Source organism: Humibacter ginsengisoli (genome assembly GCF_054780095.1).
This window is the reverse complement of sequence record NZ_BAAGWZ010000011.1, coordinates 481708-497092: the sequence shown is the minus strand read 5'-3', so window position 1 is coordinate 497092 and position 15385 is coordinate 481708. Positions and strand designations below refer to the sequence as shown.

The 15385-nt window shown below is 67.9% G+C and carries 14 protein-coding genes; 7 read left to right on the top strand and 7 right to left on the bottom strand.

The features are described 5' to 3' along the window. Positions 1–66 precede the first annotated feature (66 nt). Positions 67–2298 (top strand): beta-glucosidase, encoded by a 2232-nt coding sequence (locus tag ACYVI5_RS16580; protein ID WP_460581200.1) that lies wholly within the window; start codon positions 67–69, stop codon positions 2296–2298. An 85-nt stretch (positions 2299–2383) separates the two neighbouring features. Here the strand turns inward: ACYVI5_RS16580 and ACYVI5_RS16575 are convergent, their stop codons facing one another. Together ACYVI5_RS16575 and ACYVI5_RS16570 are read right to left on the bottom strand one after the other, a co-directional pair. Beyond that, on the bottom strand, positions 2384–3454 hold the full coding sequence (locus ACYVI5_RS16575) for a LacI family DNA-binding transcriptional regulator (protein ID WP_460581199.1): 1071 nt from the start codon (positions 3452–3454) through the stop codon (positions 2384–2386). A gap of 82 nt (positions 3455–3536) precedes the next feature. After that, a complete protein-coding gene (locus ACYVI5_RS16570; RefSeq protein WP_460581198.1) occupies positions 3537–5798 on the bottom strand; it encodes an alpha-L-rhamnosidase in 2262 nt (753 codons plus the stop codon). On the opposite strand from ACYVI5_RS16570, the gene ACYVI5_RS16565 reads away from it, so the two are divergent. Then, on the top strand, positions 5787–6071 hold the full coding sequence (locus ACYVI5_RS16565; RefSeq protein WP_460581197.1) for an alpha-L-rhamnosidase C-terminal domain-containing protein: 285 nt from the start codon (positions 5787–5789) through the stop codon (positions 6069–6071). The two genes, ACYVI5_RS16570 and ACYVI5_RS16565, sit on opposite strands and share 12 nt — an antisense overlap. A 92-nt stretch (positions 6072–6163) precedes the next feature. Here ACYVI5_RS16565 and ACYVI5_RS16560 read toward each other — a convergent pair whose 3' ends face one another. Further along, positions 6164–6790, bottom strand: coding sequence for a TetR/AcrR family transcriptional regulator (locus ACYVI5_RS16560; RefSeq protein ID WP_460581196.1), 627 nt, complete (start codon positions 6788–6790; stop codon positions 6164–6166). A gap of 42 nt (positions 6791–6832) precedes the next feature. On the opposite strand from ACYVI5_RS16560, the gene ACYVI5_RS16555 reads away from it, so the two are divergent. Next, positions 6833–7261, top strand: coding sequence for a nuclear transport factor 2 family protein (locus ACYVI5_RS16555; RefSeq protein ID WP_460581195.1), 429 nt, complete (start codon positions 6833–6835; stop codon positions 7259–7261). A 34-nt stretch (positions 7262–7295) separates the two neighbouring features. Here ACYVI5_RS16555 and ACYVI5_RS16550 read toward each other — a convergent pair whose 3' ends face one another. Beyond that, positions 7296–8318, bottom strand: coding sequence for a LacI family DNA-binding transcriptional regulator (locus ACYVI5_RS16550; protein ID WP_460581194.1), 1023 nt, complete (start codon positions 8316–8318; stop codon positions 7296–7298). 120 nt (positions 8319–8438) lie between these two features. On the opposite strand from ACYVI5_RS16550, the gene ACYVI5_RS16545 reads away from it, so the two are divergent. Genes ACYVI5_RS16545 through ACYVI5_RS16530 form a run of 4 tightly spaced genes read left to right on the top strand, consistent with a single transcriptional unit; the run spans position 8439 to position 12905 of the window. Then, positions 8439–9902 carry a Gfo/Idh/MocA family protein gene (locus ACYVI5_RS16545; protein WP_460581193.1) on the top strand — a complete coding sequence of 488 codons (1464 nt, stop codon included), beginning with the start codon at positions 8439–8441 and terminating at the stop codon, positions 9900–9902. Then, positions 9899–10807: an NAD-dependent epimerase/dehydratase family protein gene (locus tag ACYVI5_RS16540; RefSeq protein ID WP_460581192.1), complete on the top strand. Its 909-nt coding sequence runs from the start codon at positions 9899–9901 to the stop codon at positions 10805–10807. Before ACYVI5_RS16545 ends, ACYVI5_RS16540 begins: the two co-directional genes overlap by 4 nt. Further along, complete coding sequence (locus ACYVI5_RS16535) at positions 10804–11721, top strand: beta/alpha barrel domain-containing protein (RefSeq protein ID WP_460581191.1); 918 nt, start codon at positions 10804–10806, stop codon at positions 11719–11721. Before ACYVI5_RS16540 ends, ACYVI5_RS16535 begins: the two co-directional genes overlap by 4 nt. 53 nt (positions 11722–11774) lie before the next feature. Next, entirely contained in the window at positions 11775–12905 is a 1131-nt protein-coding gene (locus ACYVI5_RS16530; RefSeq protein ID WP_460581190.1) for a mandelate racemase/muconate lactonizing enzyme family protein, read from the top strand. 108 nt (positions 12906–13013) lie between these two features. Here the strand turns inward: ACYVI5_RS16530 and ACYVI5_RS16525 are convergent, their stop codons facing one another. The 3 genes from ACYVI5_RS16525 to ACYVI5_RS16515 all read right to left on the bottom strand — a co-directional run bounded on the left by ACYVI5_RS16525 (position 13014) and on the right by ACYVI5_RS16515 (position 15323). Continuing rightward, positions 13014–13457, bottom strand: coding sequence for a VOC family protein (locus tag ACYVI5_RS16525; RefSeq protein ID WP_460581189.1), 444 nt, complete (start codon positions 13455–13457; stop codon positions 13014–13016). 79 nt (positions 13458–13536) lie between these two features. Continuing rightward, positions 13537–14238 (bottom strand): helix-turn-helix transcriptional regulator, encoded by a 702-nt coding sequence (locus tag ACYVI5_RS16520; protein ID WP_460581188.1) that lies wholly within the window; start codon positions 14236–14238, stop codon positions 13537–13539. Next, positions 14235–15323, bottom strand: coding sequence for a LacI family DNA-binding transcriptional regulator (locus ACYVI5_RS16515; RefSeq protein ID WP_460581187.1), 1089 nt, complete (start codon positions 15321–15323; stop codon positions 14235–14237). The genes ACYVI5_RS16520 and ACYVI5_RS16515 overlap by 4 nt, the downstream gene beginning before the upstream one ends. Positions 15324–15385 lie beyond the last annotated feature (62 nt).

Here is a 15385-nt window from a genome sequence, read left to right as displayed (position 1 = left end):
CGAATTGAAGCGCTTTAAGCGCGGCGGCATCCATGGGGATCGCCGGATTCGTCACGAAGGAGTGAAGTGCGTATCGACATGACACGACGAGTTCGAAGGCTCGTCTCGCTTCTCGGTGCCGGAGCGCTGGTCGCCTCCGGTCTCGCCTTGGTTCCGGCGGCCGCCTTGGCATCGCCCGACCAGTCCCAGCAGTGCCCCTGGATGGACACCCACAAGTCGGCAAGCGTGCGAGCCCGCCTGCTGCTGAACGCGAGCTCGCTCGAGCAGAAAGAGCGTTGGCTGGTCGAACAACCCGCCAACGAACCGGGCGTCACCTCGTTCACCTCGTTCACCTCGTTCGCCACCGGTGTCACCGTCACGTATCCGAAGCAGGTCGCCTGCACGCCGAACGTGACGTACACGGACGGGCCCGACGGGGTGCGGGGAGTGGATGGCGTCACCGCATTCCCGTCGCAGATCGCGCTCGCCGCGACCTGGGACCAGAGCCTCGCCTATCAGAAGGGTAAGGCGCAGGGGCAGGAGGCCTTCGAGAAGGACAAGAACGGCGTGCTCGGGCCCATGGTGTTCAGCAGCCGCACTCCGCTCGACGGACGAACGCCGGAGGCGCTCGGCGAGGACTCGCTGCTGAGCGGTGACATGGCATCCGCGATGGTGAACGGCATGCAGAGCAACGCCGACGAGCCCGTCATGGCCGACCTCAAGCACTACCTAGCGAACGAGCAGGAATTCGACCGCAACAACCTGTCGTCGAACATGGATGAGCGCACGCTGCAGGAGGTGTACAACCTTCCGTTCGGCATCACGCTGAGCAAGTCGGCTCCTGCCAGCGTGATGTGCGCGTATCCGCGCATCAACGGCACCTACTCGTGCCAGAACTCGCTCCTGACGACCGCGCTGCGGGGGCAGTTCGGGTTCCAGGGCTACACGGTCTCCGACTTCTTCGCCATCCACTCGACGGCCCCGTCGTTGAAAGCGGGTCTCGACCAGGAGCTCAACGCACCGATCTACTACACGCCGGCCCTGCTCCAGCAGGCGCTCGACTCCAAGCAGATCACGCTGCGAGACATCGACCAGGCGGCGTTCCACGTCGTGCGGGCGTACATCGCGGCCGGGCTGTTCGATCATCCCGTCCCGTCCACGCCGCTCGCGGACGTGTCGACCGCGGCCCACAAGGCGCTCTCGGAGCGGGAGGCGCAAGAGGGCACCGTGCTGCTGAAGAACGCGGGCGGCGCGCTGCCCCTGAACCCTCAGAGTGGAGAGTCGATCGCAGTGATCGGCGCCACGGCATCCGCCATGCCAACGAACGGCATCAGCGCGAAGACGGTCTGCAGCCAGAACGGGTTCGGAGGGTCCATCACCTCGACGACCATGAACTGCGAGGAGGTCTCCGCACCGCTGGATGCCATCACGGCGAGGGCCGCTAAGGCGGGCGCGAGCGTCACCTTCAACGACGGAACCGATCCGGCCTCCGCGGCCGCGGCGGCGGCATCCGCGCAGACGGCTATCGTGTTCGCCTACCAGAAGACGGGTGAGGGCAAAGATCTGGCGAACCTCGACCTGCAGGGGAACGGGGATGCGCTGATCGACGCGGTCGCCTCGGCGAACCCGCACACGATCGTGGTGCTGGAAACCGGCAGCGCGGTCGTGATGCCGTGGCTGAACAAAGTGGCCGGCGTGGTCGAAGCCTGGTATCCGGGCGACCGGCAGGGGCCCGCCCTGGCGTCGCTGCTGTTCGGGGATGCGAACTTCTCCGGGCGGCTCCCGATGACCTTCCCGGCTTCGGTGACCGACATTCCGACCAGGACGGCGGCGCAGTATCCCGGGATCGTCGACTCCGCAGGTGTGGATCAGGTCTCGTTCAGCGAGGGTCTCGCTGTTGGATACAAGTGGTACCAGTCGCAGAAAATCGCCCCGCTGTTCCCGTTCGGCTTCGGTTTGAGCTACAGCGACTTCGCGTACTCCGGACTGCGGGTGGATCCGCAGGGCGGCTCCGTCACCGTCACCGTCAACGTGAAGAACACCAGCAGCGTGACCGGCACCGTCACACCGCAGGTCTATCTCACGCTGCCGCCGGCATCCGGTGAACCGGGCAGTCGGCTGGTCGCATTCGATCGTGTGACCGTTCCGGCCGGGCAGAGCCGTCAGGTGAGTCTTACGATCGATGCGGGTGCGAGCAATCATCCGTTCTCGATCTGGAACACCCGGTCACACCGCTGGTCGATCGTGCACGGGCAATACGGAGTCGGTGTGGGCGGTGACGCGCAGGCCCAGGCGCTGAGCGCATCCTTCCGATTCTGACCGGTCGCGCGTTGCCGCTTGAGCGAGCAGAGAAGAGCCCCGGCTTCCGTCGCACCGGACGGCCGGGGTTCTTCGGCGATACGGCTCAGCCCGTTGCGGGAACGACCCGTTGGCGGCCGACCGTGCTCTCGCGCACGATCAGGCTGGGCTCGAGCACAACCGTGCGGTGCTGGTGCGTCTCGGGCGGCTCACGCAACTCGGCAAGCATGAGATCGACTGCGACCGCACCCATCTCCTGCCCGCGCAGGGTCACCGAGGTCAAGGGAACCGCGCCGCCCCACGCCACGGAGTTGTGGTCGCATCCCATGACGGCGACGTCTTCGGGCACGCGGATGCCCGCTGCCCTGAACTCGCTGATGATCGCCATCGCAAGTAGGTCGGTGACGGCGAGCACGGCATCCGGACGGTCTTCCCTTGGCATAGCGACGAAGGCGGCACCTGCCGCGGATCCGCTGGGGGGATTGAGGTCGGCGGTTTCGATGTCGAGAAGCTGAACCTCGCCGTGGGCTTCCTCGATCGCGCGCAGCACACCTTTGCGTCTCTGGGCGACCGGCTGGAGGGGATTCAGGCCGCCCACGAACGCGATGCGGGTGCGACCGAGCTGGATGAGATGCCGCGCCGCGAGATAGCCCACCTGCTCGTTGTCGATGAGCACCGTGCAGCAGTCGTCGCCGTCGGCGGCGTAATTGACGAGCACGACCGGTATCGAGTGATCGCGCAGGAACCGGATGCCCTCATGCGGTTCGTGGATCGGCGCAAGGAGCACCCCTGCCGCGCGCGCGTGCTGAAGGAATTGCAGGTGCGCGAACTGCTGGTCCTCGTCGTTGACGCTGTCTGCGAGCTGGAGAACGAAGCCGTGCGCCCGGGCCGGGCCCTGAGCGCCTCGCGTGATGTCGACGAAGAGCGAGTTCATCAGGTCGATGACCACGAGTCCGAGGACGGTGCTCGTGCCAGAGGCGAGCGTGCTCGCCGCGCCGTTGCGCGTGAACCCGAGCTCCTCGATGGCGCTGACGACCCGATGCAGGGTCGCCGGTGCCACCTTCTCGGGATGGTTGAGCGCATTCGAGACGGTTCCGGCGGATACTCCTGCACGCGCGGCGACATCCTGCAGCTTGGGCTGCCGCCGCGCTCGCGTGGAGTCGGCGCGCGCTCGCATGGCGCCAGCCTAATGCCCGACGGGGCGCGGGGTTGCAGCGCTTCAATCGATCGGGTGCTCGTCCACGAGTCCGGCGCGGGAGTCAGGCCGGCAGCGACACCGTCGCGGTGGCGCGCCCACCGGTCAGCGGCCTGTCCTCCTGGCCGGGCAGGCGCAGGATGCCGTCCACGCCGTCGGGCAGCTCGGCGTCCACCGTCAGTTTTCCTTCGTCCAGTGTCCAGTGCACGGCGACGCGGCCGTGCCGGGTCTCCAGCGCGGTCTCCACATCGGTGAGGCCGCCGCCCGGTTGCGGCGCGACCAGCACTGACGAGTACCCGGGTTCGAGCGGGGCGATGCCGCCGACGACGCGATGCATCCAGTCCGCGACGGCTCCGAGCGCGTAGTGGTTGAAGCTCGTCATCTGGCCGGGGTTGATGGTGCCGTCGGGCAGCATCGAGTCCCAGCGCTCCCACACAGTTGTCGCGCCCATCGTCACCGGGTACAGCCACGACGGGCACTCGCGTTCGAGCAGCAGGCGATACGCGGCATCCACGTGCCCGGTCTTGGTGAGGGCATCCGTGATGAACGGCGTGCCGGCGAAGCCGGTCGAGATGCGGTACTGGGCCTGTTCGGCGAGTTCCGCCAGGCGGCGCCCGGCGAACTCCTCGTGTTCGGGGCTCAGCAGCCCGAACGCGATGGCAAGCGAGTACACGGTGGTGCAGTCGCTCTTCACCACGCCCTGCTCGTCGACGTACTCGTCGTTGAACGCCTGGTGCAAACGTGTCGCGATCCTGTCGAATTCGGCGAACTCCTCGGTCAGGCCCAGCACCTTTGCGACGTCGGCGACGATACGGGCCGACCGGTAGGCGGATGCCGTCGCGACGACCCCCTTGTCGGCCTTAGCGCGTGCCGGGTCCTCCGGCGGAGCATCGGGGTCGAGCCAGTCGCCGAACTGGAAGTTGGCGTCCCACACGCCGCTTGGGGAGAGCAGCGACTCGACCCGTCGCACGTGCGCGGCCATCGAGCCGAACTGGCGCTGCAGCACGTCGGTGTCGCCGTACGCCTGGTACAGCGTCCACGGCACCCAGACCGCGGCGTCGCTCCAGATCGCGGTCGAGTCGACCCGGCCGAGATCGCTCGGCTCCTCCCGGTCGGCGAACTTGAGCACGTCGGGAATGACGAACCCGACGATGCCATCGTGATGCTGCTGCTCCAGATCGAGGTCGACGAGCCAGTCAGAGAGGAAGGAGTCGACATCGAACAGGAAGGCCGCGGTCGGCGCGAACGCGGCGATGTCGCCCGTCCACCCGAGCCGCTCGTCGCGTTGCGGGCAGTCGGTCGGCACGTCCACGAAGTTGCCCCGCATGCCCCACACCACGTTCTCGTGGAACCGGTCGAGCAGCGGATCGGATGTCGTCATCGTCCCGATGCGCGTCAGCTCGGAGCCGATCACCACGGCGGTGACGGCCGCGGGATCGAACTCGCCCGGCCATCCGCTGATCTCCGCGTACCGGAAGCCGTGGAACGTGAACGTGGGCTCGAACTCATCGTCGCCGCCGCTCAGGATGAACCGGTCCGTGGCCTGCGCGGTGCGCAACGGACGCGTCCCGAGTTCGCCGTGCTCGAGCACCTCGGCGTGCTTCACCGTGATCTCGGTGCCGGCCGGTCCTTGCACGCGCAGGCGCAGCCATCCGACGAGATTCTGACCGAAGTCGAGGAGCGTCTTGCCCGACGGCGACGTGATCACCTCAGCGACGGGGATCTCGTTCCAGCGCTTCACGTGCGGGCCGATGTAAGGCGCAAGGGTCGAGGCGTCGAACTCGACGGTGTGCACTCCCACCCAGTCGTCGCCCGTGAATCCCGGATGCTTCCACGCATCGTCGAGGCGGCGCGCGTCGATCGTCTCGCCGTCGTACAGGTCGTTGGCGAGCACCGCGCTCGGCCCGCTCTTCCAACTCTCGTCGGTGGTGACGAGCTGGCGGCTCCCGTCGGCGAACTCGATCTCGAGCTGGGCGAACGCACCGAGCTCTGAACCGTAGAACCAGCCGCGGCCGGTCCAGCCCAGGCGGCCGCCGAACCAACCCTTGCCGAGCGCCAGCGCGATCACGGTGCGAGCCTCGATCAATTCGGTCACGTCATAGGTCGCGTACCGCAGCCGCCACTCGTAGCTGCTCCACCCCGGCGTCAGCACGTCGTCGGAGACGGCTCGGCCGCTCAGCCAGGCCTCGACGATGCCCCGGGCGGTGAGCGTGAGCGTCGCCTTCTGCACCGCCCCGTGCCCTTCATCGAGGTCGAACTCGCTGCGGAGCAGCGGCGCTGAATCGAATGCCGAATCGGGGGCGATCATCTGGGCGTGCCACGTCATTGTGCTGGGCTCTCTCTGCAAGACCGGGAAGGTATATTGAAACGCTTCAAAGAAGGCGCTCCATCCGACGCTAGAAGCCGGTCCTCGTCGTGTCAAGCGCAGCGTTGTGACGATTCAATCGTCGCATCCAGACGCATCGCCCTCTCGTGGCGAACCGGCGACGGCGGTTTCACGCTCGAGGCATCCGTGCCGGAAGGCGTGCCTGCCACGATCGTCCTGCCCGACAGCAGCAGCCGCGACGTGCGCGGAGGAGATCACAGCTTCAGCTGCTGAGGCAGAGGCGCGCGGTGCCGCGCTTCTGTCGGGCAACTGCTCAACGACCTGTGCTGCTGCCGGTGGCGTTTCTGCGTGGCAGAGACACGCGCCTACTGGCCAGGGGCGGTGCCGCCCCGCAATTGCGCCAGGGCGAGGTCGAGGAGGTCGTCTAGGTATTCGGCGCCGTCGACTGTACGCGGCTCGTGGAGGTGGCCGGTGATCTGCAATGCGGCAAGACCGTGCAGCAGCACCCACAGTACGGTGGCCAGCTCCCTCGTCGGAGCCGGTCCCAGGACCCCTGAATTCTGGGCCTGTCCGACCAGTTCCTCGACCGCGTTCATGGCGTCGTCGGCTGCGGCTTCGAGTTGCGGCGTCGGTTGCGAAATCGGTGCATCGCCGAAGATCAGCTGATAGTGGTGCGGGTGCGTCATCGCATAGGTGAGGTAGGCACGGCATCCTGCCCGCAAGCGAGCCACGGTCCCGCCGCTCTGTGCCGATCCGCCAGACCGTGCCGCCTCTTTCCGGACTTGCTCAGCCATCTGGGTGAGGGCACGCTCCGCCAACGCCATGAGCAGTGCCGCCTTGTCGCTGAAGTGCCGGTATGGCGCCGATCTCGACACGCCTGCCGCATCACCGACCGCGCGCAGTGTCACGGCGTCCGGGCCGCCGGACTCGAGCAATTCGCCTGCTGCCGAGAGGATGCCCGCACGCGTCGGCGCGGAGTCACGCGGACTCATGGTTCAACGATATCGAATGTTGACAATGTCCACTATAGGCGTATGCTGACAACGTCAACATTAGATCGCCTCGACAGGCACCTAACACTTAAGGACAACGACATGAGCACCAGCACCGATTTCGAGACGGAATACCTGCGGACGTGGACCGAGGCCGACCCGACTCGTCGTCGCGAAGTCATTGAAAGCGTATGGACGCCCGATGGGCGGATGTCGGTGTCCTCACTCGATATCACCGTCGAAGGAGTCGACGAGATCGCGGCGCACATCGGCCGCGTTCACGACGAGCTCATCGCACAAAAGGGTCTGCGGTTCGTCTACGACCAGCGCATCGACTCGGGCGACGCGACACTGCTGCGGTGGTCGATACAGGCTGCCACCGGCGATGTCGTCGGGCGCGGCGCCGACGTCGTGTTTCGCGATGAGAAGGGACGCGTGGCAACCGCTTATATGTTCATGGACGTCGACTGAGCAAAGCGAAGCCGCTCCTGGCCGGGCGGGCGGGTCAACGTTTCGGCACCGGCCCCGTTGAGCCTCGCGGCACCACCTGCGGAACGAATGTCGCGTCGATCCCTGCCTCCTCGCCCTGCAACAGCGACCACATGCGTTCCCAGGTCTGCTCACCGAGTTCCGCCACCGCGATGGTGGCGGTCGTGAGTGGCGGAGTGGTGTAGCGGGCGAACGGGATGTCATCGAAGCCCGTCACCGAGACATCCTCCGGTACGCGGATGCCTCGCTCACCGAGCGCGCTGAGGAGCCCCATCGCGACGAGGTCGTTGAACGCGAGCACTGCCGTCGCAGCGGACTCGACGACCACCTGCGCGGAGTGGTGGCCCTCTTCGAAGCCCACGCCGCACGGGCTCGAGGAGATCTGCACATCCGGATGCGCCGCCACGAACTCGCGGATCGCCGCGAGCCGGTTGCGGTTCGACGCGGCTTGATTGCTACCGGCGAGGTAGAGCATGCGGCGGTGGCCGAGTTCGTAGAGGTGCTCGAGCAGCGCGGCGAGGCCCGCCTTGTAATCGGCGGCCACCGACGGCACTCCTTCCGTGTCCGGCCGGCGATTCATGACCACGACCGGGGCGAGAAGCGGCAGAAGCGCTTCGAGGTCCTCGGCAGGCATCCGAGGCGCGAACAGGACGATGCCGTCGCAGCGGCGACGGGCATCCAGAGCCAGAACCCGCTCCTCGCTCGCCTGCTCATGCGAATCGGCGACGAGCACGTGGTAGCCCCGCTCGGATGCCCCGTCGCTGAGCCCGCGCAGCGCGCCCTGGAACGTGGGGTTGCCCAGGTCGGGCACCACGACCGCGATGGTCTGCGTGGTGCCGAGCACGAGACTGCGGGCCAGCGGACTGGCGGAATAGCCCAGGGACGATGCAGCCTCCCGCACCCGCTCGGCGAGCGCGGCATCGACCGTGGTGCTGCCGTTCATCACCCGTGAGACGGTCGACAGCGACACTTCGGCCCGCGCTGCGACGTCCGCGATCGTGGCGCCACCGCGTCGCACACCCGACTTCGTTCTGGCCACCGTGGCCCCCTTCTCGACGCTGCCTCACGATATCGTGTATCGTAAGAGAAAGCGTTTTCTCACGCTAGCAGGTCGCGTCGCCGAAAGCCCCGATTCGAGGTCGGCGGCGCGGCGCACGTCATGTCCGGCGCACGTTCGACCGGGCCAGTTCGAAAGAGGAACATCGTGCCGCACCGCACCCGGTATGCCATCGTCGGAACCGGTTCCCGCGCCCAGATGTACATCGACGCGATCATCGGTCAGCACGCCGATGTCGCCGAGCTCGTCGCTGCGCTCGACCCGAATCAGGGCCGCCTCGAGCACTACGTGAACCACATCGCACAGGTGGCTCCGGATGCCGGCACTCCCGTGACCGCGCATCCCGACGAGCTCGAGCGCGTCATCCGTGACGAGAGCATCGAGCGTGTCATCGTCACCTCGCCCGACTTCACGCACGCCGAGTACGTGTCCCGTGCGCTGCGCGCAGGCGCCCGGGTGGTCGTCGAGAAGCCGCTGACCATCGACGAGGCGGGAAGCCGTCGCATCGTCGAGGCGGTGCGCGAGACCGACGGTGACGTCGTCATGACGTTCAACTACCGGTACGCGCCGCGCAACAGCGCGTTCAAGCGCGTGATCTCCTCTGGCGCGATCGGGCGCCCGTTGTCCGTCCATTTCGAGTGGGTGCTCGACACGTCGCATGGCGCTGACTACTTCCGCCGCTGGCACCGGCAGAAGGCCAACTCGGGCGGCCTGCTCATCCACAAGGCGTCGCACCACTTCGACCTCGTCAACTGGTGGATCTCCGACGTGCCGGCACGCGTGTTCGCCTCGGGGGGCTTGCGCTTCTATGGCGCGGACAACTGGCGAGGCCGCGGCGGAGGCGAGCGTCCGGAACGCGGCACCGGGGCATCCGGCGATCCGTTCGCGCTCGATCTCGAGGCGGACGAGAAGCTGCGCGACCTGTACCTGCGCAACGAGCGGTATGACGGGTACCTGCGTGACAAGGATGTCTTCGACCCTGGCATCAGCATCGAGGACAACCTCTCGCTCGTGGTCGACTACGCGGGCGGCCCGAGCATGAGCTACTCCCTCAACGCGCACAGCCCGTGGGAGGGCTACCGGATCGCGGTCAACGGCACCGAGGGACGTGTCGAACTCGATGTCGTCGAGCGCAGCGACGTGAGCCTGGACGGCGGGGGTCGCATCGTCGACCCCTCCGCGGTGGTGGACTCCCGGTCGGCGACGTTGCGGCCGCGCGGAGAGCACATCCTGCTGCAGCGGCACTGGGAGGCGCCACAAGAAGTCGAGATCCCGGCGGGCGAGGGCGGGCACGGCGGAGGCGACGCCATCCTGCTGAGCGACGTGTTCGTCGGCCGCGGCGAGGACGACCTGGGCCGCGCGGCGGACTACCAGGACGGCATCCGTGCGATCGCGGTCGGCATCGCGGGCAACCGCTCGCTGGCGACCGGACTGCCCGTGCGGGTCGATGAACTGGACCTGGGCGTGCGGCTGGGCGACGCGAGCTCCGTGAGCGCGCCGCAGTCGCCCGCGGTCGGACAGCCGTCGTACTCCCCGGTCGCTCCGGCTCCGGAGAACGCGCGATGAGTCGCGTTCTCGTCACCGGAAGCTCCGGCCGCCTCGGCCGCAGCGTGGTCGCGGTGCTGGCCGAGCGTGGGCACGAAGTGATCGGCGTGGACCTCACCGTCCCGGCCGAGGGTGCGGCTGGGCAGGTGTCCGCGGACCTGACCGATGCGGCACAGGCATCCGCCGTCATCGCCGAGGCGCGAGTGGATGCCGTCATCCACCTCGCCGCCATCGCCGTGCCGTTCAGCGCGCCGGAGCAGCACATCCTGCGCACGAACGCGTCGCTCGCCTACAACGTGATGCAGGCCGCGGTGGATGCCGGTGTTCGCAAGATCGTGACGGCATCCAGCCCGACGGTGTTCGGCTACGGATCGCCGGCCGGCTGGGTTCCCGAGCGGCTGCCGCTGGACGAGGATGTCGAGCCGCGGCCGTGGAACGCGTACGCGCTGTCGAAGCTGCTCGCCGAACGGACCATGGCGATGTTCGCGGCGCAGAAGGGCGACGAGGTGCGGCTCGCCGCGTTCCGCCCGTGCTACGTCGTCGCTCCCGAGGAGTGGCACGGGGCTCCTACGCAGCAGGGTCACACGATCCTCGAGCGGCTCGACGATCCGGCGCTCTCAGCCCCCGCCCTGTTCAACTACGTGGACGCCCGCGACGTGGGCGGGTTCCTCGACACGCTCGTGGCCGGACTCGACGACATTCCGAACGCGCAGACGTTCATGGTCGGAGCCGCCGATGCGCTGGCGCGTCGGCCGCTCGCCGAGCTGATGCCGGTCTACTGGCCCTCGACGGCGGAGGCGGCCCACGAACTCACCGGCACAGCGCCCGCGTTCTCGATCGAGAAGGCGAGGCGGCTGCTGGGCTGGACGCCTACGCACGACTGGCGCAGCGAGCTCGCCCCTGCACTGACCGGAGGTACCCGATGAAGTTCGATGGCGTGCTGTTCTTTCCCGTGGCGGCGTTCGCCGCCGACGGATCCGTCGACACGGCGCTCACGGCCGAGCACGTGGCCTCGCGCCTTCCGTTCGGGCCCGGCGGCGTCTTCCCGGCGTGCGGCACCGGCGAGTTCCACGCGCTGAGCGCATCCGAGGTCGGCGACGTCGTCGCGGCGACCGTGAAGGCGGTCGACGGGAGCGTTCCCGTCGTGGCCGGGGCGGGCGGGCCGCTGGGGCACGCGATCGAGTGCGCAAGGCGCGCGGCGGATGCCGGTGCCGACGCCCTGCTCGTGCTCCCCCCATACCTTGTCGGGAGCACCACGTCGGGAACGGTCGCATACATCGAGGCCGTGCTGCAGGCATCCGATCTGCCGGTCATCGTGTATCACCGCGGCTCTGCGCGCCTCAACGAGGACGCCGCCGCACGGCTCGCGACCAACCCGCGCGTGCTCGGCTTCAAGGATGGCGTCGGCGATCTCGGCGTCGCGCAACAGCTCGTTCGTGCCGTCGCTGCGACCGGGCGCGAGGACTTCGCGTTCTTCAACGGCCTGCCCACAGCGGAACTCACGCAGCAGGCGTACCGCGCGATCGGCATCCCGCTGTACTCGTCGGCAGCCTTCGCAATGGCGCCCCGGGTGGCGAAGGCGTTCTACGAGGCGTACGCGTCGGGCGACGACGCGCGTCGCCTCGAGATCCTCGACGCGTTCTACCTGCCGCTGGTGCGGCTACGCGACGAGGTGCCCGGGTTCGCGGTGTCGCTGGTGAAGGCGGGCGTGCGTCTCGGGTCCAGCGGAGCTCGTGGACTGCCGGTCGGCGGGGTGCGTCCGCCACTCGTGGATCCGGACGAGCGGCAGGTCGAGGAGCTGCGACGCATCCTCGCGATCGGCGACGAGCTCGTCGCCTAGCGGGCTGCGATGTTCAATTGCGCAAGTGGCAGGCTGGCGAAAGCGAGACGACTGTGAGCATCGCACGACCCACCGACACTGCCGTGTTGGGCCGCATCACCGGCCTCCGCACGCGACTGATCGACGTGCCGCTCGTGCGGCCGTGGGGCACCGACGTGACGCAGTGGCACGTCATCGAGGTGCTCGTGGACACCGAGTCCGGCGTCACCGGCCACGGCTTCAGCTGGACGCCCACCATCGGCGCGCACTCGGTGCAGGCCATGCTCGACCACGACATCCGTGATTTCGTGCTCGGCCGCGACGCGGATGCCCGCACACTGTGGACGCCGCTCTGGCAGCGCTTGCACGAGGCGGGTTCCGGCGGCGTGACCACCATCGCGATGGCCGGTCTCGATCTCGCGCTGTGGGATGCCGCCGGGCGGGCGGTGCAGGCATCCGTCACCGAGCTGCTGGGTACGAGCCGGGCATCCGTCGGCGTCTACGGCAGCGGGGTGAACCGGCACTACTCGCTGGACGAACTCGTGGCTCAGGCCGGGCGATGGCGGGATGCGGGTTACCGGCTCGTCAAGATCAAGGTGGGCGGGCATCCGCTGGCCGAAGACGTCGACCGGGTCGCTGCGGTGCGCGAGACCATCGGGCCGGATTCCGAGCTCGCGATCGACGCGAACCAGCTGTGGGACCTCGACGAGGCGGAGCGTGCGATAGGCGAGCTGAGCCGATTCGGGCTGCGCTGGATCGAGGAGCCGCTGCGGGCCGACGACCTGCTCGGGCATGCCGAGCTGCGCTCGCGCATCGACGTTCCGGTCGCGCTTGGCGAGAATCTGCACACGGCGTACCGGTTCCGCGAGGCGATCGAGCTGGGCGCGGCGGACATCCTGCAGCCGAACGTGATCCGCGTCGGCGGCATCACGCCGTTCCTCGCGATCGCGGGGCTCGTGACCGGCGCTGGAGCGAGTGCGGCAGCCGACGCCGGCGCCGATGCGACGGTCGAGTTGCACCCGCACCTGCTGCCTGAACTGTCCGGTCAGCTCGCGCTCGCCCTGCCGCGAGAGACGCTCGTCGAAGACGTCGAGGATGCCGGTTTCGAGCGGCTGGGACTGCTCGCCGAGCCCGCGCCCGTGCGCATCGCGGATGCCGCACTCACCTCCGCTGCCCGCCCCGGCCTCGGCATCACGCTGGCCTAGCCGCTCGGGCGCGATGTGCCCTCGCAAGCACTATGAAACCGGACGATTGTGTTGGGGCCGGTGATCTACGCACCGGCCCCAACACAATCGCCCGGTCTCACGCAGCCCTCAGCGGGGAGTACCCGCGAACTTGGCCACGGCGTCCGGCGACTCCGGCGTGAAGAAATTCACGAGAGTGCCGTCGGGGTCGCGCACGAGCAGCGACCGGTTTCCCCAGGGCATCGTGGTCGGGCGCTGCACGACCTCGATCGTCTCGGCCGGCAGCGAGTCGAATAGTGCGTCCACGTCGTCGACGATGAACTCGACGATGGCCGACCTGTTGGCGGCCGGTTCGGCGGAGCCAGGGCCGAAGAGCGCGACCGTCCGGGTGCTGCCGATGGCCAGCGTGCCGTTCTTCGTACGCAGTTCGGCGAAGTCGGGCGTCGGCCGCACCGCGGTGACGCCGGTCATCCGCTCGTAGAACGTGACGAGTCGATCGACGTCGTCGGTGATGAGGCGGATCGAGACGAGATTCATGATTCCTCCAGGGTCGGAAAGGTTGGTGGAATCCATGCTCGCGAGAAGTGCCGACAGCGTCCTGTCGGTGTTTCCGGCGAAATCGTGAGCCCGAACATCCGTCGAGACCCACGTCTCAGAGCAGCGTAAGCGAGCGCAGGTCGCCCTCCGGAACCTGGATGTCGTCGACCGACAGAGCGCGCGGCGACACCCTCTCGCTCAGCGCCGTGACCCCATCGATGCGGTCGAAGCGGAACGCGCGCGGTGCATCGCGCATCCTGCACCATCCGAGCAGGTACCAGGCGGTGGTGGAGCGGATGTAGCCGAGCGGCTCGACGTCGCGCACGGTCTGCCGGCCGTCGCGATCGGTGTAGCGCAGCCGGAGCACGCGCCGCTGCGACACCGCCGCTGCAAGCTCACGCGGAACGGATGTCTCGCGCTCGGGCACACCGATCACGTGAACTCGCTCGACGAGGTCTTCGGCATCCGCTGCGTCGCGCTCCGCCATCGCACCGAGCAGTTTGCGCAGCGCGCTGCCTCCCGCGATGTGAAAGGGACTGTCGGATGCCGTGAGCTGCAACGCGACGGCCACGGCTACCGCCTCGTCGGGAGAGAAGTTCAGAGGTGGCAGCGTTCGATCGCGGTCGATGCAGTATCCGCCCGTGCGTCCCGGCTCTGCCCAGATCGGAACGCCGCCCTGCTGCAGCGCATCGATGTCGCGTTCGATGGTGCGAACGCTCACCTCGAATCGCCGCGCGAGCCAGGTCGCGCTCCGCGGCCGCGGCGCTACCGCACGCAGTTCCTCCGTGACGGCGTAGAGGCGATCGGTTCGGTTCACCTCTCGACGGTAGTCCTTGCGGGCTTCCGTCGTTTCGTCGCGCCGCGCGTCGAAGCATCGACAGGCGCGGGCGCCGTGGATCGCCGCACGACGAGTTGTGTCGCGAGTTCCTCGCGCGGTACCGGGGTCTCGTCATCCGGCCGATCCTTGAGACGCACCAGCATGCGCACGGCGGCCCCGCCTATCTCGGTAAACGGTTGTCTGACCGTGGTCATGGGAGGGTTGGCGGTAGACGCGTCCGGCAGGTCGTCGAAGCCCACCACGCTGAGCTCGTCCGGGATGCGGATGCCCTTCGCCGCCGCCGCGTCGTAGACACCGAACGCGAGGCCCTCCGTGCAAGCGAACACCCCGGTCGGACGATCGCGGGCCGCAAGAAAGCCGTTGGCGTGATCGCGCGCCACCGCGCGGTCGAATCCGGCATGGAAGATGAGATCATCGGTGAGTTCGATGCCCGCGTCGGAAAGGGCTGACCGGAACCCGTCCAGGCGAGCCCTGCTGTACAGGTACGAGACGTCGACGTCCAACACTGCGAAGCGGTGGTGACCCAGTCCGAGCAAGTGCTCGCCGGCCGAGCGCCCACCCTCCCAGTTCATGGCGCCCACGCTTGCGAGATCGGAATCCGGTCTCTGGTTGGGATCGAGCGCGACGACAGGAATGCCTGCACTTGCCAGGCGACTCCGCTCGGCACGAGAGAGCGCGAGCGAGGCGCTGATCACTCCATAGGACCGATGTGCGATGAGACGGCCGATCCAGTCGCGATCCGTGCTCGGTTGCCGAATCGCGACATCGATGTCCAGGCGTTCGGCGGCACGCGAGACTCCCTTGATGATCGCGGTCACCCAGGTTCCCTCGATGTTGTTGACGATCAGGTCGATGACGCGTCGCTCAGAGGTTCGCGGCTTCGCCGAGGATGCCGTCGGCCAGTAGCCGAGAGTCGTCGCGACCCGCACGATGCGCTCGCGTGTCTCGGGTGCGACATCCGTGCCTGCCCTGAGTGCCTTCGACACGGTGGGAACGCTCGTGCCGGCCGCCTTGGCGATGACGGCGAGCGTCGGCCGTCGACCTGGTTTCGGTTGCTGCGCCATCTAATGAGCATAGAAGCAGAAAGTTTGCGCAACGAAAAGTGTTCAAGTTCCCTTGATCGGCA

Excerpts from the sequence above, each read along its gene's own strand:
- ACYVI5_RS16570 (WP_460581198.1), bottom strand. The coding sequence starts at position 5,798 with ATGACGTGGCACGCCCAGATGATCGCCCCCGATTCGGCATTCGATTCA.
- ACYVI5_RS16525 (WP_460581189.1), bottom strand. The coding sequence starts at position 13,457 with ATGGATTCCACCAACCTTTCCGACCCTGGAGGAATCATGAATCTCGTC.
- ACYVI5_RS16545 (WP_460581193.1), top strand. The coding sequence starts at position 8,439 with ATGTCCGGCGCACGTTCGACCGGGCCAGTTCGAAAGAGGAACATCGTG.
- ACYVI5_RS16535 (WP_460581191.1), top strand. The coding sequence starts at position 10,804 with ATGAAGTTCGATGGCGTGCTGTTCTTTCCCGTGGCGGCGTTCGCCGCC.
- ACYVI5_RS16575 (WP_460581199.1), bottom strand. The coding sequence starts at position 3,454 with ATGCGAGCGCGCGCCGACTCCACGCGAGCGCGGCGGCAGCCCAAGCTG.
- ACYVI5_RS16540 (WP_460581192.1), top strand. The coding sequence starts at position 9,899 with ATGAGTCGCGTTCTCGTCACCGGAAGCTCCGGCCGCCTCGGCCGCAGC.
- ACYVI5_RS16555 (WP_460581195.1), top strand. The coding sequence starts at position 6,833 with ATGCTGACAACGTCAACATTAGATCGCCTCGACAGGCACCTAACACTT.
- ACYVI5_RS16515 (WP_460581187.1), bottom strand. The coding sequence starts at position 15,323 with ATGGCGCAGCAACCGAAACCAGGTCGACGGCCGACGCTCGCCGTCATC.
- ACYVI5_RS16560 (WP_460581196.1), bottom strand. The coding sequence starts at position 6,790 with ATGAGTCCGCGTGACTCCGCGCCGACGCGTGCGGGCATCCTCTCGGCA.